This is a genomic window from Streptomyces sp. NPDC048507, assembly GCF_043199995.1.
GTDB lineage: Bacteria > Actinomycetota > Actinomycetes > Streptomycetales > Streptomycetaceae > Streptomyces.
On record NZ_JBICWZ010000001.1, the window covers coordinates 995,157 to 1,012,300 of the forward strand.

A 17,144-nucleotide genomic window follows, 5' to 3' on the forward strand; every position below is an offset into this window, starting at 1 on the left:
CACGGCAGCGGCCCTCAGTCGCGGACGGGAGCGACGGCGACCGGCGCCAGCCCCCCGAGGCAGGACGTGTCACCGGGCGTGCCGGTGCGCAGGAAGTGGCTGGTGACGCCCGTGACACAGCCGGTGGGCTCCAGCTCGGGCACGTGCCCGGTGTTGGGCACCGAGAAGAAGGCGGCGTCGCGGAACTTCGCCGCCGCCAGACGGCCGTTCGCGTCCGGGGTGTTGGCGTCCAGGTCCCCGGAGAGCACCAGCACCGGTACGTCGGGCAGTCGCAGGTCCGTGGGCTGCGGGCGCGCGGTGTTCGCACGCGGCCAGGAGATGCACACGTCCCCGCCGTCGGTGGGCCCCTCGTTGAACCCCCGCCCGGTGAACGCCCCGAAGCCGCCCTGCCCGGCGCCCGCGAGGGCCTTGCGGTACTGCTGCCACCGCACGGGCAGCGGCGCGTCCGCCGCCCACGCCTTGCGGTAGTCGTTGCAGACCACCGCGATGTACGGGGCCTGGTCCTCGGCGCTGCCCGAGGAGCCCTCCTCCCGCACCAGCTCGCGCAGCGGCCCGGTGTCGCCCTTGACGAAACGGTCGAGCGCCCGGGGGAGGTTCCCGAGCAGGGAGGGTTCGGCCGGCGCCATGCCCGCGCCCCGGCTGGCGGCCTCGTACAGGAGGTTGGCGAGCTTGCCCTCGGTGAACAGCTGCGGGTAGGTCTTCCCGCCGGCGGAGACGGGCACCGTCAGGGGCCGCTCGCGCAGCCGCCCGGCCGTGGTGGCGAGGTCGCGCACGGCCGCGTCCCCGTCGCAGGCCCGGGGGACGGACCGCTCGCAGACCCGGCGCAGGGCCAGTGACACGGCCTGCGCGGCGGGCCGGGCCAGCGGGTCGAAGTCGTGCGGGTAGGCGCCCGACAGCACGATGGTGCGCACGCGTTCGGGGTGGCGGCTCGCGTAGACGGGCATCAGGTAGGTCCCGTACGACAGGCCGTAGAGGCTGAGCTGCGGTGCGCCGAGCCGGGCCCGGACGGCGTCGAGGTCGTCGGCGGTGGCGGCGGTCGTGTAGCCCTGGGCCCGCGGGCCGAGGGCGTCGGCGCAGCGGGCGACGGCGTCGCGCTGCTGCGGGCGGGTCCCGAAGCGGTACTCGGCGTCGGTGACCCCGCAGGGGATCCGCTCGGACCTTCCGGTGCCCCGGGGGTCGACGAGCAGCAGGTCGTGGTCCTCCAGCAGCCCTTCCAGTGCGGCCGTGAACTCCGCGGCCTTGCCGATGGCGACCTCGCCGGGCCCGCCCGGGTTCACGGCTACGGTTCCCCGGGCCGCGGCCGGCCCCCGGTGGCGCACGACCGCGTAGCTCACGCCGACCGTGCCGAGCGCGGGTTCGCCGGCCACCAGCGGGCGTCGCAGGGTGCCGCAGTCCACCCGGTGCTCCGCCACGGTGGGACACCACCGCGGGGCGCTCCCGGCCGTGTCCGTGGCGCTGGCCGAGGGCAGCGCCGAGAGCAGCAGGGCCATGGTGCCCACGACCAGCCCCGCCCGCCGTGCCTGCCGTGCCCGCCGTGCCCCGTTCGTGAAAGTCGTCATGGCCGTTCCTTCCGTCCGTTCCGCCGTGTGGGCACGACCTTGCCGGGCCCGTGACAGGGAGGGGCAAGAGCGACGGCAAAGGCGCGTAAGAAAGGGCGGGGTGGAAGGCCGGCCACGCACGGGGCGGGGTGCACGGCCCGCCCGGCGGGGGCGCTCGCGCGCCCGAGCATGCGCCCGCGCGCCTCCGCGCGCCCCTGCACGAGGGATGACCGCGAGCCGGAGCCGCCCGGACCATGAACTGCCGCCACCGGCGGGTCCGGCTCGATTCGTTCATCACGGGGGAACCATGGGAAGACGCTGGCTGGTCACGGGATGCTCCTCCGGCCTCGGGCACGCACTGGCCACCGCCGCGGCCCGCGCCGGGGACGAGCTGGTGGTCACCGCCCGCAAGACCGCCGACCTGGACCGACTGGCCGCCGCCTGGCCCGGACGCATCGTCCCGGTCCCGCTCGAACTGCGGGACGCCGCCTCCTGCGAGGAGGCCGTCCGTACCGCCGCCGACCGTCTCGGCGGCATCGACGTCCTCGTCAACAACGCCGGCGTCGGACTGTTCGGCGCGGTCGAGGAGGTCTCGGACGCCGAACTGCGCGACCAGCTGGAAACCCTGGTCGTGGGCCCCTGGCGGCTCACCCGGCTCGTGCTCCCGCTGATGCGGGCCCAGGGCCACGGCCACGTCCTCAACGTATCGTCCGTCGTCGGCCGGATCGCCTTCCCCGGCCTCGGCGCGTACGTCGCCGGCAAGCACGCCCTCGAAGGCATGAGCCAGGCCCTGGCCGTCGAGGCGGCCCCGCACAACATACGCGTCACCGTGCTCGAACCGGGCATGTTCGCCACCCGCTACGGCACCTCGCTCACCGAGGCGCGCCACCGGGTCCCCGCCTACGACGCCACCAACCGCGAGATGCTCGAAGGCTCCCGCGGCCTCGCGGACAACCCCGAGACCGGCCGCCCCGAGGACTTCGCGGCCCGGGTCCTGGACATCGTCGCCGCCCACGCCCCCACGCCGCTGCGGATCCCGGTCGGCGACGACGCGTACGGCTATCTGGAAGTGGCCGAGCAGGAGGCGCGCGAGGAGTTCGCCGCGGCCCGGGCCCTCGCCCAGGGCCCGGTCGCGGCATGACGGCCCCGGCCGCCGCCCGCCGGGATCAGCCCAGCACCCGTACGGGCCGGCCGTCGAGGAACGCCCGGATGTCCTCGACCGCCTGCCCGTAGTAGGTCGCGTAGTTCTCGCGGGACACGTAGCCCAGGTGCGGGGTCGCCAGCAGGCGCGGCGCGGTCCGCACCGGGTGGTCCGCCGGGAGCGGCTCGATGTCGAACACGTCGAGGCCCGCCCCGGCGATCGTGCCCTCGCGCAGCGCCGCGAGCAGCGCGTCCTGGTCGACGATGGCGGACCGGGAGGTGTTGACGAGGTAGCCCGTCGGGCGCATCAGGGCGAGCTCCGGCGCGCCGATCAGCCCCCGGGTGCGCTCGCCCAGCGCGAGGTGGACGGAGACGAAGTCGCTCGTCCGCAACAGCTCCTCCTTGGAGGCGGCGAGGCCCACGCCGACCGCGTCGGCCCGCTCCTCGGTGAGGTTCTGGCTCCAGGCCACCACCTCCATCCCGAAGGCGAGCCCCACCCGCGCCACCCGCTCGCCGATCTTCCCGAGCCCCAGCAGCCCGAGCCGGCGCCCGTGCAGGTCGGCGCCGAGGGTCGACTGCCAGGGCCCGCCGCCGCGCAGCGCGGCGGACTCGGGCACGATCCCGCGCGCCAGCCCGAGCAGCAGCGCCCAGGTCAGTTCGACGGGCGGGGTGGAGGCGCTGGCGGTCCCGCAGACGGTGACGCCGTGCCGGGCCGCGGCCTCGAAGTCGATGGCCGCGTTGCGCATGCCGGAGGCGACGAGCAGCCGCAGCGCGGGCAGCCGGGCGATCAGGCTGCCGGGAAACGGCACGCGCTCGCGCAGGGTGACGACGATCTCGAACCCGGCGAGCGCCTCGGCCAGAGCGTCCTCGGACTCGAAGTGCCGGGAGAAGCAGACCACTTCGACCTCGCCGGCCACCGGCCCCCAGTCGGCCACCTCGGTCGCCACGGACTGGAAGTCGTCGAGCACGGCACAGCGGAGTTTCATCGCGTCACCCTCACAGGAATCGGACGGAGTCGGGCGGAGTCAGGCGTCCATTGTCGTCACACCCGCCGCGGCGCCCTCAGATCACCTGATCGGCCGCCTTGTCCAGGAAGGCCTGGAGCGCGTCCAGCTGTTCGCGCACGGCCTGTTCGAACGCGGCGGCCTCCTTGCGGGCGTCGGCGCCTTCGGGCCCCTTCGCGGACCGGGCGGTGGCGATCTCCCCCACACGGGTGGAGAGGTCGCCGATCCGCTCCAGGTCCCGCCGGTCGGCCGGCGGCGTCACCAGGCGGACGGTGGTCACGGCCCGGGCCAGGTCCGTGTTGGCCGGTGAGTACTTCTCCTCGAACAGGCGCCGCCTGTCCTCGGCGCTCCTGGCCGGGTCGAGGCTCACGCTCAGCAGCTGGGTGGCCTGCTGCACGTACGCGTTCGTGGTCGCCGCGAGCTCCACGTACGCGGCCCGCCGGATGTCGGCACGGCGCGCGTCGGCGTCGTCACGGTGGGCGTTCCCGGCCTCCACGTACGCGAGCACGCTCCCGGTGAGTCCGGCCAGGGCGCCGATCAGGGCGCCCGTGAGGGCCGCGAAGGCGGTTCCCCGCCGCCGCGGCCGCGCGTCGGCGCGATCCGTCCCGTCCGTCGTCCCGCTCTGTTCCTCTGCCATGCACTACCGGTACCGCGGGCGGCCGGCGCCGTCCCACGCACCACCTGGAGGCACGCACCGGGGCCCGGCTTGAGGGCTGGCCCCATCGGCGTAGCGTGAGAGGAGAGGCCCGGGTCCCCCGGCGGACGGCGCCGGTGTGCGGTGCGGGCGCGAGGAGCGTCGGCCATGGGAAAGATCTCCGTCGACCAGCTGCGCGAACGGGTGCGCGGTGCGGTCGTCACCCCCGAGGACGCCGCCTACGACGAGGCGCGCAAGGTCTACAACGCGATGATCGACCGCAAGCCCGCGGTGGTCGTGCGCTGCTCCGGTGCCGCGGACGTCATGGCGAGCGTCGATTACGCCCGGGAGAACGGGCTGGACCTCGCCGTCCGCGGCGGCAGCCACAGCGTGCCCGGCTTCGGCACCTGCGACGGCGGCGTCGTGGCGGACCTGTCCGGGATGCGCGGGGTCCGGGTCGACCCCGGCGACCGCACGGCACGCGCCGAGGGCGGAGCCACCTGGGGCGACTTCAACGCGGCCACCCACGTCTTCGGGCTGGCCACGACCGGCGGGATCATCTCCACCACCGGTGTCGCCGGGCTCACCCTCGGTGGCGGCATCGGCTACCTCAGCCGCGGACAGGGCCTGAGCTGCGACAACCTGGTCTCGGCGGACGTGGTGACCGCGGACGGCCGGCTGCTCGTCGCGAGCGAGGACGAGAACGAGGACCTGTACTGGGCGCTGCGCGGCGGGGGCGGCAACTTCGGCGCGGTCACCTCGCTCCAGTTCCGCCTGGCCCCGGTCCGGGACGTGTACGGCGGCCCCATGCTGTTCGAACTGGAGGACGCCGCGGCCGTGCTGCGCGGCTACCGCGACCTCATCGCCGACGCGCCCCGCGAGCTGGGCTGCTTCCCCGCCTTCCAGATCGCCCCGCCGCTGCCGTTCATCCCCGAGGACCGGCACGGGCAGCCGTTCATCCTGATGGTGGCCTGCTGGTCCGGCCCGCTCGACGAGGGCGAGCGGGCGCTGGAGCCGCTGCACGCGTTCGCGCCCGTGGTCGCCGAGCACGTCGGCCCCATGCCCTACCCGGCGCTGAACGGTGCCTTCGACGCCCTCGTGCCACCGGGGCTCCAGCACTACTGGAAGGCCAACTTCGTCGGCGAGCTCAGCGACGAGGCGATCGAGGCGCACCTGCGGCACGGCCCCCGGGTCCCGGTGGTGAACTCGACCGTGCACATCTACCCGGTCAACGGCGCCTGCCACGACGTCCCGGCGGACGCGACGGCCTTCGCCTACCGGGACGCCTCGTTCGCCACCGTCATCGCCGGCATGTGGCCCGACCCCGCCGACAACGAGGCCAACACGGCCTGGGTCCGCGCGTACTACGAGGCGACCGCCCCGCACTCGGAGGAGGGCGGGTACGTCAACTTCATGGCCGGTGACGACCAGGACCGGATCCGGGCCAACTACAAGGGCAACTACGACCGGCTCGTGTCGGTCAAGCGCGCCTACGACCCGGACAACCTGTTCCACCTGAACCAGAACATCACGCCCTGAGGCGCGGGCCGGGGCCCGGCGGGGGAGCCCTCAGCGCGCGGCCCCGAGCGCGCGCACGTCGACCTTGTAGGGCGCGAAACCGGCGTTGTTCTTGCAGCCGAGCTCCTCCCAGGTGCTGACCTTGGTGACCGGGTCGGTGTGGCTCAGGCGGTACTTGCAGGCGCCCTTGATGTACTGGCCCTTCACGCCGCCGGGGAAGTCGATCTCCTTGTTCCACAGGTACGGCGAGTTGTAGCCGTTGACACGGGCCGTGGCGTTCACGTCGATGCCGCCGGGCGCGTAGATCTCGTAGACCCAGCCCGTCTTCGCCGATCCGTAGGTGGCGAACTTCTGGGCCACCCACTTCTCGCAACTGGTGCTCAGGTGCGCGCTGTTCTGGCCCCCGCCCTGGACGATGTACTCGGCGAGCGGGGTCAGCCGGTCACCGCGCGGTGTGAAGCCGGTGCCGAAGATCTCGTCCACCGTCTCGCGGGTGTCGCCGCGCCACAGGACGTTGACGTCGCTGCGCCACTGCCAGCGCTCGTCGGCCGCACCGGCCGCCACGTCACGGTGGATCGACGGGTTCGTCGTCGTGCGGTACCAGTCCCAGGCGTCGTACGCGACGGTCGGCCCGCAGGGCTTGGTCAGTTCGTCGTCGAGCACGACGGCCGGGGCGACAGTGGCCGGAGCGGCGGCGGCCGGAGCGGCGGCGGCCGGGGTGAGGGCGGCGACGGAGACGAGGGAGACGGCGGCGAGCAGCCGGAGAGCGGTCTGCAGCATGGTGGGGACCCATCGGTTGATCGACATGACGGGCCCTTTATAGGGGCGCCCGCGCCACCCGGCCGGGCGTGCGGCGTCGGGTCCACCCGCACGGGCGGATCAGTCGTACCGGGTAAAGGATTCGCCGCCGCGCCGCGCGGGGGGTGAGCCGGGCGGGTGAGGCGCGGGAGAGGAGCGCGCGACGGGGCAGGGTTCATGGGGAGAAGGGATCCCTCGGGGGGATCCCCCGTCGAAGGAGCGTGCCGTGGCCCTGTCCCGTACCGAACGTGAGCAGTTCCTCGCCGAGCCCCACGTCGCCGCGATCGCGGTGAGCGGGGGAGCGGAGGGCGACCGCGCACCGCTGACGGTCCCCATCTGGTACCAGTACGCGCCCGGCGGCGACATCTGGATCATGACCGGCCGGGACTCGCGCAAGGCCGGCCTGATCCGGGCCGCGGGCCGGTTCACCCTGATGGTGGACCGGCTGGAGCCCACGATCCGGTACGTGTCGGTCGAGGGACCGGTCGTCTCGACGGTGGCGGCCACGCGCGAGCAGCTGGTGGAGATGTCCTCCCGGTACCTGCCGGCGGAGAAGGTCGAGGGCTACGTCGACTTCGCCTGGAAGGAGCACGGCGAGCAGGTCGTGATCCACATGCGCCCGCAGCGGTGGGTGAGTTCGGACCTCGGCACCGTCTGACGCCGCCGCCCGCCGCCGGGAGGGGCCACGGGGGTCAGCCCGGCTGCGGTCCGGTGGGGGCGGTGGCCTCGGGGCCGTCGTCCGGCAGGGTCCAGAACCGGTCCAGGGTGGCCAGCACGAGCCGGCACACCGCGTCCGGATCGGCGCTGGCCAGCGGCTCACGGGCGGCGACCGTCCGCATCAGGCCGATGCCCAGCAGCCACGCCATCGCGAGGTCGGCGCGCAGGGCGCCGTCCGCGGACGGCGCCAGGCCGGCCAACGCCTTCTGGTACTCCCCGCCCAGCTCGCGCAGGGTCGCGGTCGCCTCGTCGCCCCGGCCGACCGACCTCAGGTACACCTCCAGGGAGCGGTCGGCCCCCGGGGCGCTGCGCGTGAGCATCGACCGCAGGGCGGTTTCGAAGAGGTCCTCCGGCGCGGTCGTGTGCAGCTGCTCCAGGCCGCCCCGGGCGACGACCTCGGTCAGCAGCCCGTGCTTGGAGCCGAAGTAGCGGAAGAGGAGCGCCTGGTTGGCCCCGGCGCGCTCGGCTATCGCCCGGACCGTGGTCCGCTCGTAGCCCCGCTCGGCGAACAGCTCGCCCGCGGCTTCGAGCAGCCTCAGCCGGGTGGCCGCGGCGTTGCGGGGGCGCTCCGCGGGCTGCGGGCGCGGGGATTCGTCCACGCTGATGGTCCTCTCGGAGGGCCCGTCAGGATAACGGCCACAAACCGTCGTTGACCGTCCGGATGCCCCGTTCTAGGTTGTAAGCAGCTGCTTACAACGAGGGAGGCCGCAGTGACGACCACCGGCACCACCCCCCGCTCCTACCCCTTCAACACCGCGGAGGGACTCCAGCTCGCCGAGGAGTACGAGCGCGTCCGCGACCGGCCCGGCCTGTTGCGCGTACAGATGCCGTACGGCGAACCGGCCTGGCTGGTCACCCGCTACGCGGACGCCCGCCTCGTGCTCGGCGACGCGCGGTTCAGCCGGGCGGCGGGCGCCGCCCACGACGAGCCCCGCCAGTCCGAGGGCCGCACCGACAGCGGCATCCTGGGCATGGACCCGCCCGACCACACCCGGCTGCGTTCCCTGGTGGCCAAGGCCTTCACCGTCCGGCAGGTCGAGAAGCTCCGGCCCCAGGTGCGCGCGCTCACCGAAGGACTGCTCGACGAACTGGAGGCGGCCGGGCCCCCGGCCGACCTCGTCGACCGCTACGCGCTGCCCGTCCCGGTGGCCGTGATCTGCCGGCTCCTCGGCGTACCGGTCGAGGACCGTCCGCGCTTCCGGGTGTGGAGCGACGCGGCGCTGTCGACCAGCTCGCTCACGGCGCAGGAGTTCCACGCCAACCGCGAGGAACTGCGCGCCTACATGGCCGGACTGATCGAGGCACACCGCCAGGACCCGCGGGACGACCTGATGACGGCCCTCATCGAAGCGCGGGACGGGGACGGCGACCGGCTCTCCGAGCTGGAGCTCGTCGACCTGTGCGTGGCGGTCCTGGTGGCCGGGCACGAGACGACGGCCTCGCAGATCCCCAACTTCGTCCTCACCCTGCTCGACCACCCCGAACAGCTCGCCCTGCTGCGCCGCGACCCGGCCCTGATCGCGAACGCCGTGGAGGAACTGCTGCGGTTCGTACCGCTGGGCAGCGGGGCGAGCCAGGCCCGCTACGCCACCGAGGACATCGAGGTCGGCGGCACCCGCGTCAAGGCCGGGGAGCCGCTGCTCGTCGCGACCGGCGCCGCCAACCGCGACGCGCTGCGCTTCACCGGCGCGGGGGTCCTGGACATCCGCCGGCCCTCCAACCAGCACCTGGGTTTCGGCCACGGCGTCCACCACTGCCTGGGCGCCCCGCTGGCCCGCATGGAACTTCAGGAGGCCCTGGGGGCGCTGCTGCGGCGCTTCCCCGGGCTGGAGCTCGTCGGGGACATCACCTGGAAGAGCGAGATGCTGGTGCGCGGGCCGCGCGTCATGCCGGTGGGGTGGTGAGCGCGGTGAACTGGACCGTACGGGTCGACGCCGGGCTGTGCATGGGGTCGGGCATCTGCGCGGGCACCGCTCCGGACGTGTTCGTGCTGGAGGACGATCACGCCCGGCCGCGCGCCGAGCGGGTCGCCGCGCGGGAACGCATCCTGGAGGCCGCCGACATGTGCCCGGCACAGGCCATCACGGTCCTCGACGGCGCCACGGTGATCGGCCCCCGTCCGGACTGAGGCCGCCCCGGCCGCGGTGGTCGCCGGCCCGCGGTGGCCACCGGCCCGGGGTGTCGAACGCGCCCCGGGATGCCCGGGCGCCCCGACGCGCGCCCCCGGGTGCGCGGCGGCCGGCGCGCCGGGCGTGCGCCGCCGGCTGCCCCCCGCCCCTCCGGGCGGAGCGCCGCGCCTGCGGAACCGGCCCGGAGACGGCTCAAACCCGGGCGGAACAAGCCGATCCGGTTGTGGGAACGGTGAGGGTTTCGAAGGCCGTCCGCCGACCCCCGCCGAGGTCGGACGCCTGTCCGCGGACCGGGGGTGGCACGAGGGGAGCGCCCGGCTTCGGCCACACGCCCCCACACGCCTCCCGCGGGGACGTTCCCTCCCTACGGTAGCTGGGCACCCGCTTGGTGCCGATCGATCGCCACCCGAGGGGAACCCCGATGACCAAGGTCCTGGTGCTGCACAACGTGTGCCTGGTGAGGTCCGCGCTGGCCGCACTGCTCAGATCCGAAGGCGACTTCGAAGTCACCTCCGCCGGATGGCGCGCCGCCGCCCGTCAGGCGGACTTCTTACGACCGGACGTGGCGGTCGTGGACCTCGACTGTCCGGGGGTGTCGGCCGCCCTTCTCGCGGACGCCGGCACCGTCCGTCTGCTGCCCCGTTCCACCACCCCCCTGCTCGTGCTGGCCCGGGCCGACACCCCCGGCTCGCTGCGCCGGGCCTTCCAGACCCAGGCCCTCGGCTACGTCGACAAGGACGGCTCGCCCGGCCGCCTGGTCCGGGCCATAGGCAAGGTCGCCGCGGGAGAACGGTTCATCGACGCGACCCTCGCCTCGGCCTTCATGGAAGCCGACCCCATGCCGCTGAGCCCGCGCGAACTGAGCGTCCTGGCCCGGGCCGCCGAGGGCGACTCGATAGCGGAGATAGCCCGCGCCCTGCACCTCGCCAGCGGAACCGTACGCAACTACATGGCCGCCGTGACGCGGAAGACCGGCGCCCGCAACCGGGTCGACGCCATCCGGATATCCCGGCGGGCCGGCTGGGTCTGAGCCGCCGGTCCGAGTTCCCCCCGCTGCACCCCGCCCCCCGCCGACGGCGGCCGGGCGATCGGCCCGGCCCGTGCGCGCCTCAGCCGCGCCCGTTCCACAGACCCACCAGATCCCGGTACAGGGGCGACCTGGCCGGAAGCTCCGCATGCGTGCCGCACACCGCCCGGGTCCCGTCGAGCACCAGGACCCGGTCGGCCCGGACCGCGGAGGAGATGCGGTGGGCCACCACCACGAGGGCGCCGGGCCGTTCGGCCAGCGCCCGCTCGGCGCGTTCCTCGGCGGGCGGGTCGAGGTGGCAGGTGGCCTCGTCGAGCAGGAGCAGGGGGGCGGGGGAGAGGTAGGCGGCGACGAGGGCGAGGTGCTGGCGCTCGCCCTGGGAGAGCCGCCCCGGATCGACGGCTCCGTCCGGCCCGCCGAGCCGCTCCACCAGCGCGTCCGCCCCGAGGGCGGCCGCGGCGCGCGCCAGCTCGCGCCCGGACACCGGGCCGGGGCACAGGTGGGTCAGGTTCTCGCGGACCGTGCCGGTGAAGACGTACGCCTGCTGGGGCAGCAGCGTCCGGCGGACGTCGGGGCCGGAGCCGGGGCCGCCGCCCCACGCGGGCGCGCCCCCCACCCGTACGGAGCCCCGCCCGGGTGGCAACAGGCCCGCGATCAAGGCCGTGAGCGTGGACTTGCCGATCCCGCTCGGCCCCACCACGGCCAGGTGCTCCTGAGGCCCGACCACCAGGTCGAGGCCGTCGATCACCGGCTGCGACCGGGGCCCGTACGCGAAGCCCACCCGGCGGAGCTCGACGGCGGGCGCGACGGCGGGCACGGCGGTGGGCGCGGCGGGGCCACCGGCATCGTCCCGAGCCGGAGGAACGGCGGGAGCGCGCGGCGCCGGGGGCGCGGCCGGGTCCGGGAGCGGGCCGCAGAACCGGTCCAGTACCACCAGCAGCCGGGTGCCCGCCGCGCCCAGGGCCGTCATCAGCGCGTCCAGGGCGGGCAGCAGCGACTGGACGAGGTAGGTCAGGGCGCCGGCCACCGCCCCCGTGCTCACCCCGCGCCCCAGGAGCCACGGCGTGCCGGCCAGCAGCACGACGACCGGCAGCCGGCCGGCGACCCCCAGGCTCAGCGTGCGCAGGGCGCTCCAGCGCGCGAGGCGCCGCGTCAGCCGCTCCTGTTCGGCGATCAGCCGTTCCACCGCGGCTCCGGCCCGCTCCCCGCCGCCGCAGGCGACGACGTCGCGCAGCCCCGCTGCCAGCTCGCCCGTCCGCGCGGACAGGGCCTCGTCGGCGTCGAGCGCTGCCCGCTGGACGCGCGCCATCGGGTGCAGCGTCGCCAGGAACCCCGCCGTACCCAGGACCAGCGCGGGGAGCACGAGGACCAGCAGGACGGGCGCCAGCGCGGCGAGCCCGAGCAGCGCGCCCAGGGCGGTGAAGACGAACGACCGGGCGACCAGGACCAGTCCGGCGAAGGAGTCCCGGGCCATCTCGGTCTGCTGCGTGAGCCGGGAGACCGCGCCCTCGTCACCGGCCCGCCAGGGGTCGGCCACGGCCCGCCCGACCGCCTGGCGCACGGCGCGCCGCACCAAGCCGTCCCGCAGTGGCTCGACCAGGTCCGCGAGGCCGCCGAACACCCCGCGCAGGGCGACGGCGCCGATGAGGGCGCCCGCCGCGGCCACGGCCAGCCAGGCGATGCCCGTACCGGTGCGGCCCGCGAGGAAGCCGTCGTCGAGGGCGCGGGCCACCGCGTAGCCGCCGAGGAAGGTGTGGGCGGACTCCAGCAGGGACCACAGCGCCAGGGCGCGCAGCGGACGGGACCGGCCGCGCAGGAAACGGCGCCCCTCGCCGGACACCCGGCGCCAGGTCCCGTACTCGCTCATCGCAGGGCCTCCCGGCCGGGCGGCTCTTGGGCGGTGGGCGCGGGCCCCGCCGCCTGCGGGTCGGGCGCGTCGCCGAACACCGCCCGGTAGGCGGGGTCGCGCCACAGCTCGGTGTGCGTGCCGGTCGCCCGGACCCGGCCCCCGTCGAGCCATACGACGAGGTCGGCGCGGGCGGCCGAGGACACGCGGTGGGCGACGACGAGCCGGGTGCCCGGGCGGACGTCGTCGCGCAGGGCCCGTTCCACCTCGCGGGCGGTCAGGGTGTCCAGGCTCGACAGCGCGTCGTCCAGGACGAGCAGCCGGCCGGCCCGGCAGAACGCCCGTGCCAGGCCCAGGCGTTGCAGCTCGCCGCCGGAGACCGGCGCGTCCTGGAGGGAGGTCCCGTAGCCCCGGGGCAGGCGCCGGACGAAGTCGTCGGCGCCGGCCGCCCTGGCGGCGGCGCGCACGGCCTCCGCCCCGGGCGGCGGTCCGTCGCCGAACGCGATGGCGCCCGTGACGTCCCCGCCGAAGAGGGCGGGCCGTTCGAAGGCGTGGCCCACCTCGCGGCGCAGCTCCTCGGCGGACAGCTCCTCCAGCGGGACGCCGTCCAGCAGCACCCGGCCCCCGTCGCAGGCGGTGAGCCGCCCGGCGACGGCGGCCAGGGTCGTCTTGCCGGAACCGGAACGGCCCACGACGGCGGCGGTCGTCCCGCCGGGCACGCGCAGGTCGACGTCGTGCAGGAGCACGGCGGAATCGCGGACGACGCGGACGCCGCACAGTTCCAGGGTGCCGGTGCCGTCCTTCGGCAACAGGGCATCGCCCTGGGTCAGTTCGGGCAGACCGAAGAGGACCGCCGTACGGCGGGCGGCGCTGCGGCCGCGGACCACGGCCGCCAGCCGCCCGGTCACGGCGCCGACCCCGGCCGCGAGGCCCGCGTAACGGACGGCGGCGAGGAGACCGCCGACGCCGAGGGCCCCGGCCGCGAGGCGGATCCCGCCCACGCCGAGGACGACGTACAGCAGCAGCGGCATGAGGGCGCTGGTGCGGGCCATGGTCGCGCCGTAGATCCGCCAGGTCCGCCGCCCCTCGGCGCCCAGTTCCGGCAACCGGGCCAGTACGCGGGCCTGTTCGTGCTCCGCGGTGCCGGCGGCGGCGATGGTGCGGGCGCCCCCGAGGACCTCCACGAGGCGGCCGGCCATCGCGAGCTGCACCTCCTGGTAGCGGCTGACGCTGGCGCCCGAAGCGCGGGCGAACGTCTTCAGCAGGATCGCGAGCAGCGGGAGTCCGGCGAGGAATGCCAGCGCGGTCCAGGCGTCGACCAGGAAGAGCGCGACCAGTCCGCCGAGCGGGGGCAGCAGGGCGACGGCGGCGCTCACGACGGCCGCCGGTACGGCGCCCGCGGCCGTGGCGTGGGTGGTCAGCCGGGCGGAGAGTTCGCCGGGGGAGTGGCGGGCGGCGTGGTGCGGTGCGGTGCGCAGCAGCCGGGCGAGGCCGAGCCGGCGCAGCCGGGCGGTGGAGCGGGCGTCGACGCCGCCGGTGAGCCGCGCCGTCGTCGCGTCGAAGACGACCTCGGCGGCGATGACCGCCGCGCACCAGGCGGTCCAGCGGGCGCCGGCGGGGTCCTGGCGCAGCAACAGGTCGAGGGTGTGGCCGAGCAGGGCCGGTTCGGCCAGGGCCGCGCCGGCCGCGGCCACCGAGGAGGCGGACACGGCGGCGAGCCGGCCGGCACTGTGCCGCGCGGCCGACCGCAGCGCCCGGTCGGCGCCGAGGGCGGCCGCCGCCTCGCCGGCGGGATCGGGCGCAGTCATGGGCGGCGGCTCCAGAAGGGTCTCCAGGATGGTCCGGGAACGTGGTGCGGGCCCGGGCGGCGAACCGCCCGGGCCCGAGGACCTGGCTAGTTACAGGTCGTGATGCTCAGGCTGCTGTCGCCGCAGAGGAGGAGGCTGGCGCGGCTGCCGCCACCGCCACCGCCGTGCGCGGCCTCGGTGGTCTCTTCCTTCGGGGTGTCCATCGACTGCAGGTCAAGGAGCGTCATGTCTGAATCCTCTTCACTGTGGTGGTGTTCCGATGGGACTCGGCCCCCACGAGGGGGACCGGCTTGTGGGCCGGCGCGGCGGACCGCGGCGGCGGGAGGAACGGCAGGTGCGCGCGCCCGCCGGGCGCGGCGCTGCCGAGGGCGAGGAGCGCGCCGGCCGTGCCCGTGGACAGGTCCATGGACAGCCGCATCATCTGCTCGCCGGGGAAGGCCAGACGGCCACGGTAGGGGACCGCGTGCCGGGCCAGGGCGTCGACCTGCCGGGCGATGTCCGCGGCGGCGGTGCCGGGCCCCGGCGTCGTGGTCCGCGCCAGGTGCAGGATCATTCCGGCGGCGCCGCGGAACAGGCCGGGCTGGGCGTAGAACGTCGCCTGGGCGGCGCGGACGATCTCCGGCCGGGCCCGTTCGAAGCGGTCGTCCCGCCCGTGCTCCAGCCAGTCGTCGAGCACCATCCCGATGCCGACGCTGCCGCCCCCGAGGTAGGGCATCGTGCGCCATCCCTCGTTGACCTGGAGGGTGCCGAAGACGCTGGTCACGCAGTGGTCGAGGTCGCGGTGCAGGGACCGGCCCGCGAGGGCCAGCAACTCCGGCTCACCGGTGCGTTCGTAGAGCCGCAGGTACAGCAGGGCGACTCCGCTGGGGCCGTGGAGCAGACCGGCCCGCTGGGGCCCGGGGCCTTCGGCGAGGAGGTCGGCGCAGCGCAGGGCCGCGGAGCAGAGGTCCCCCTCGCCGGTGGCCGCGCCCAGGGAGTCCAGAGCCAGCCCGATGCCGGCGAGTCCGCCGTGCAGGTCGGGGCCGGCCGACTGCCATGGCTGGCGCAGCAGTTGTCCGGCGAGGGCGAGCGCGCGCTCGCGGTGGCCGAGCCGCTCCAGGGTCCAGGCGAGACCGGCGAGGCCGTCGTAGAAGCCGAGCGGCGTGCCGGAGGGCGGCTCCTTCGTCCGGTCCAGCAGCCATTGTTCGGCCTCGGGCCACGGATCGGCGCCGGTCTCGGCGAGCGCGTACAGGACGCCCGCGGCTCCGTTTCCGAAGGAGGCTCCGCCGCAGGCGGCGGCGAACTGGGCTATGTCGCCGGGGAAGAGGCGGTCCTCGCGGTCGAAGGTGGCGCTCGCCCGCAGGGCCGCCGCCATCGAGGCGCGGGCCGCCGCCCAGTCGCCCGGTTCCACGGGCAGGTAGCCGCTGCGGCGCGCGGCCGCACCGGCGCCGGCATGCGCGTCCGTACCCGCACCGGATCTCGCGTCGGCTCCCGGCTGTGCGGGGGACGCGGCTCCGGCATCGGCTCCGGCACCGTCGAGGATCTCGCGGACCGCTTCGTCGAGGAAGGCGCGGGGTACGGGGAACTGCTCGGCGGCGATCTCGGCGAGGTGCGCGGCCTTGGCCCGGTCGAGCACCAGCAGACTGGTGAGCGGCAGGAACAGGGCCAGGCGCAGGCAGGCCAGGGCGTAGCGGTCGACGGCGAATCCCCGCCGGTCGGCCGGAGCCACGAACGCCGGATTGGCGACGGTCTGGCGCAGCCCCTCGTCGACGTGCGCGGCCGCCTCGAAGTCGAGCAGCGCGACGGACGGTTCCCCGCTGTCCGGGTCCTCCGCGACCATGATGTTGAAGAGGTGCAGGTCGTTGAAGACGATCCCGCGGGCGTGCACCGCCTCCACGGCCCGCGTCACCTTCCGGTGGATGTCCAGCGCCCACCGGGTGTACTCCGCGAGCTCGGAGGGATCGGGGTCCGCCTCGATCAGCGGGTGGCGGCGGGCGAAGAAGGTGTTGAGGGGCTTGCCCTCCAGGTGCTGCATCGCGAGGAAGTGGTGGTCGCCGACGGTGAAGGTGCCGTGGACCGAGGGGACGCAGTCCAGTCCGGCGAGCTGCTCCAGCGCCCGCCGTTCGCGGTGCAGCCGGGTCACCGCGTCGGCCCCGTCGGCCGCCAGACCCGCGAAGGGGCGCGCTTCCTTCAGGACGACCGGTTCGTCGGTGCGCAGGTCCCGGCCGGCGTAGACGCCGCCGCCGTTGGAGAAGTGCAGGGCCCGCTCGACGGTGTAGGGGAGCCCTTCGAGGGTGACGGCGGCCCGCCGGGCGAGGTGCGGGGTCAGGAACGCCGGCGGCTCGACCCAAGCGGGCGGCTGGAACACCGGCCCCCGCGTGTCGGGCACCAGCGTTCCGTCCGGAGCCTCGATCGCCGGGACGAGCTCGCCACGGTCGTCGTAGCAGTGCCGCAGGGTGAAGCTGCCGTAACGCAGGTGCACCGGGCCGTCGTTCCAGCGCAGGTCGCTGAGGATGTAGGGGCCGGGTTCGGCGGCCAGCAGCGCGTCGAGCTCCTCGGCGATGCGGCCGCACCCCTCCTCGTCCGCCGGATACACGGTGAGGAACTTGCCGCTCGCCGCACGGTCCGCGTACTTCGCGTTGCGCAGGTGCAGGAGGTAGCGGCTGGGCACGAACTTGAAGGCGATCTCACGGTCCACGCAGTAGCGGTAGACCCGTTCGAGGACGGATTCCGCATTGTCCAGGCAGGCCGAGACGTGGATCTTCCAGCCCTGGGAGGGGAGCCGGATCCCGAGGGGCCGCAGCGCCAGCCAGTCCCCGCTGCGGTGTGTCTGCCACCCCGCCGGTACGGGGGCGAGCGCGGCCGGGTAGTTCTCCTCGGCGCGCCGGTACGGCGCGTCGTAGAACCAGCGGTCGGCGTCGCAGAAGGCGGCGTACCCCTTGTTCACTCCTGCTCCCTCGGTCGGTGACGTGTTCAACGCTGTCACGCGGACCGGGGGCGGGAACA

15 protein-coding genes are annotated in these 17,144 nt (G+C 75.1%); 6 read left to right on the forward strand and 9 right to left on the reverse strand.

Annotated features, from left to right (window positions below):
* Positions 1-14 precede the first annotated feature (14 nt).
* The gene (locus tag ACGFXC_RS04575) at positions 15-1,559 is read right to left on the reverse strand and encodes an alpha/beta fold hydrolase (RefSeq protein WP_393709373.1); all 1,545 of its coding nucleotides are present in this window, start codon (positions 1,557-1,559) and stop codon (positions 15-17) included.
* Positions 1,560-1,845: 286 nt separating this feature from the next.
* On the opposite strand from ACGFXC_RS04575, the gene ACGFXC_RS04580 reads away from it, so the two are divergent.
* A complete protein-coding gene (locus ACGFXC_RS04580) occupies positions 1,846-2,679 on the forward strand; it encodes an SDR family oxidoreductase (protein WP_393709375.1) in 834 nt (277 codons plus the stop codon).
* A 25-nt stretch (positions 2,680-2,704) separates the two neighbouring features.
* Here the strand turns inward: ACGFXC_RS04580 and ACGFXC_RS04585 are convergent, their stop codons facing one another.
* Together ACGFXC_RS04585 and ACGFXC_RS04590 are read right to left on the reverse strand one after the other, a co-directional pair.
* A complete protein-coding gene (locus ACGFXC_RS04585; protein WP_393709376.1) occupies positions 2,705-3,664 on the reverse strand; it encodes a D-2-hydroxyacid dehydrogenase family protein in 960 nt (319 codons plus the stop codon).
* A gap of 76 nt (positions 3,665-3,740) precedes the next feature.
* Complete coding sequence (locus ACGFXC_RS04590; protein WP_393709378.1) at positions 3,741-4,319, reverse strand: hypothetical protein; 579 nt, start codon at positions 4,317-4,319, stop codon at positions 3,741-3,743.
* Positions 4,320-4,484: 165 nt separating this feature from the next.
* Here ACGFXC_RS04590 and ACGFXC_RS04595 point away from each other — a divergent pair, with 165 nt between their 5' ends.
* On the forward strand, positions 4,485-5,855 hold the full coding sequence (locus ACGFXC_RS04595) for an FAD-binding oxidoreductase (RefSeq protein ID WP_393709379.1): 1,371 nt from the start codon (positions 4,485-4,487) through the stop codon (positions 5,853-5,855).
* A gap of 30 nt (positions 5,856-5,885) precedes the next feature.
* Here the strand turns inward: ACGFXC_RS04595 and ACGFXC_RS04600 are convergent, their stop codons facing one another.
* Positions 5,886-6,641: a hypothetical protein gene (locus tag ACGFXC_RS04600; protein WP_393709381.1), complete on the reverse strand. Its 756-nt coding sequence runs from the start codon at positions 6,639-6,641 to the stop codon at positions 5,886-5,888.
* Positions 6,642-6,858: 217 nt separating this feature from the next.
* On the opposite strand from ACGFXC_RS04600, the gene ACGFXC_RS04605 reads away from it, so the two are divergent.
* A complete protein-coding gene (locus tag ACGFXC_RS04605; RefSeq protein WP_393709382.1) occupies positions 6,859-7,290 on the forward strand; it encodes a pyridoxamine 5'-phosphate oxidase family protein in 432 nt (143 codons plus the stop codon).
* A 34-nt stretch (positions 7,291-7,324) separates the two neighbouring features.
* Here ACGFXC_RS04605 and ACGFXC_RS04610 read toward each other — a convergent pair whose 3' ends face one another.
* Complete coding sequence (locus ACGFXC_RS04610; RefSeq protein WP_393709383.1) at positions 7,325-7,948, reverse strand: TetR/AcrR family transcriptional regulator; 624 nt, start codon at positions 7,946-7,948, stop codon at positions 7,325-7,327.
* A gap of 111 nt (positions 7,949-8,059) precedes the next feature.
* Between ACGFXC_RS04610 and ACGFXC_RS04615 the strand changes: the two genes are divergently transcribed.
* The 3 genes from ACGFXC_RS04615 to ACGFXC_RS04625 all read left to right on the forward strand — a co-directional run bounded on the left by ACGFXC_RS04615 (position 8,060) and on the right by ACGFXC_RS04625 (position 10,508).
* Complete coding sequence (locus ACGFXC_RS04615) at positions 8,060-9,253, forward strand: cytochrome P450 (RefSeq protein ID WP_393709385.1); 1,194 nt, start codon at positions 8,060-8,062, stop codon at positions 9,251-9,253.
* Positions 9,250-9,477 carry a ferredoxin gene (locus ACGFXC_RS04620; protein ID WP_393709386.1) on the forward strand — a complete coding sequence of 76 codons (228 nt, stop codon included), beginning with the start codon at positions 9,250-9,252 and terminating at the stop codon, positions 9,475-9,477. The genes ACGFXC_RS04615 and ACGFXC_RS04620 overlap by 4 nt, the downstream gene beginning before the upstream one ends.
* 422 nt (positions 9,478-9,899) lie before the next feature.
* Entirely contained in the window at positions 9,900-10,508 is a 609-nt protein-coding gene (locus ACGFXC_RS04625) for a response regulator transcription factor (protein WP_393709388.1), read from the forward strand.
* A gap of 79 nt (positions 10,509-10,587) precedes the next feature.
* Here ACGFXC_RS04625 and ACGFXC_RS04630 read toward each other — a convergent pair whose 3' ends face one another.
* The 4 genes from ACGFXC_RS04630 to lanKC all read right to left on the reverse strand — a co-directional run bounded on the left by ACGFXC_RS04630 (position 10,588) and on the right by lanKC (position 17,085).
* Positions 10,588-12,372: an ATP-binding cassette domain-containing protein gene (locus ACGFXC_RS04630; protein WP_393709390.1), complete on the reverse strand. Its 1,785-nt coding sequence runs from the start codon at positions 12,370-12,372 to the stop codon at positions 10,588-10,590.
* Complete coding sequence (locus ACGFXC_RS04635) at positions 12,369-14,159, reverse strand: ATP-binding cassette domain-containing protein (protein WP_393709392.1); 1,791 nt, start codon at positions 14,157-14,159, stop codon at positions 12,369-12,371. Before ACGFXC_RS04635 ends, ACGFXC_RS04630 begins: the two co-directional genes overlap by 4 nt.
* Positions 14,160-14,245: 86 nt before the next feature.
* Positions 14,246-14,386, reverse strand: coding sequence for a SapB/AmfS family lanthipeptide (locus tag ACGFXC_RS04640; protein WP_393709394.1), 141 nt, complete (start codon positions 14,384-14,386; stop codon positions 14,246-14,248).
* Positions 14,383-17,085, reverse strand: coding sequence for a class III lanthionine synthetase LanKC (gene lanKC, locus ACGFXC_RS04645; protein WP_393709396.1), 2,703 nt, complete (start codon positions 17,083-17,085; stop codon positions 14,383-14,385). Before lanKC ends, ACGFXC_RS04640 begins: the two co-directional genes overlap by 4 nt.
* Positions 17,086-17,144 lie beyond the last annotated feature (59 nt).

Bases quoted from the DNA above. Each gene is read 5' to 3' on its own strand.
- ACGFXC_RS04575 (WP_393709373.1), bottom strand. From the start codon at position 1,559: ATGACGACTTTCACGAACGGGGCACGGCGGGCACGGCAGGCACGGCGG.
- ACGFXC_RS04580 (WP_393709375.1), top strand. From the start codon at position 1,846: ATGGGAAGACGCTGGCTGGTCACGGGATGCTCCTCCGGCCTCGGGCAC.
- ACGFXC_RS04585 (WP_393709376.1), bottom strand. From the start codon at position 3,664: ATGAAACTCCGCTGTGCCGTGCTCGACGACTTCCAGTCCGTGGCGACC.
- ACGFXC_RS04590 (WP_393709378.1), bottom strand. From the start codon at position 4,319: ATGGCAGAGGAACAGAGCGGGACGACGGACGGGACGGATCGCGCCGAC.
- ACGFXC_RS04595 (WP_393709379.1), top strand. From the start codon at position 4,485: ATGGGAAAGATCTCCGTCGACCAGCTGCGCGAACGGGTGCGCGGTGCG.
- ACGFXC_RS04600 (WP_393709381.1), bottom strand. From the start codon at position 6,641: ATGTCGATCAACCGATGGGTCCCCACCATGCTGCAGACCGCTCTCCGG.
- ACGFXC_RS04625 (WP_393709388.1), top strand. From the start codon at position 9,900: ATGACCAAGGTCCTGGTGCTGCACAACGTGTGCCTGGTGAGGTCCGCG.
- ACGFXC_RS04630 (WP_393709390.1), bottom strand. From the start codon at position 12,372: ATGAGCGAGTACGGGACCTGGCGCCGGGTGTCCGGCGAGGGGCGCCGT.
- ACGFXC_RS04635 (WP_393709392.1), bottom strand. From the start codon at position 14,159: ATGACTGCGCCCGATCCCGCCGGCGAGGCGGCGGCCGCCCTCGGCGCC.
- ACGFXC_RS04640 (WP_393709394.1), bottom strand. From the start codon at position 14,386: ATGACGCTCCTTGACCTGCAGTCGATGGACACCCCGAAGGAAGAGACC.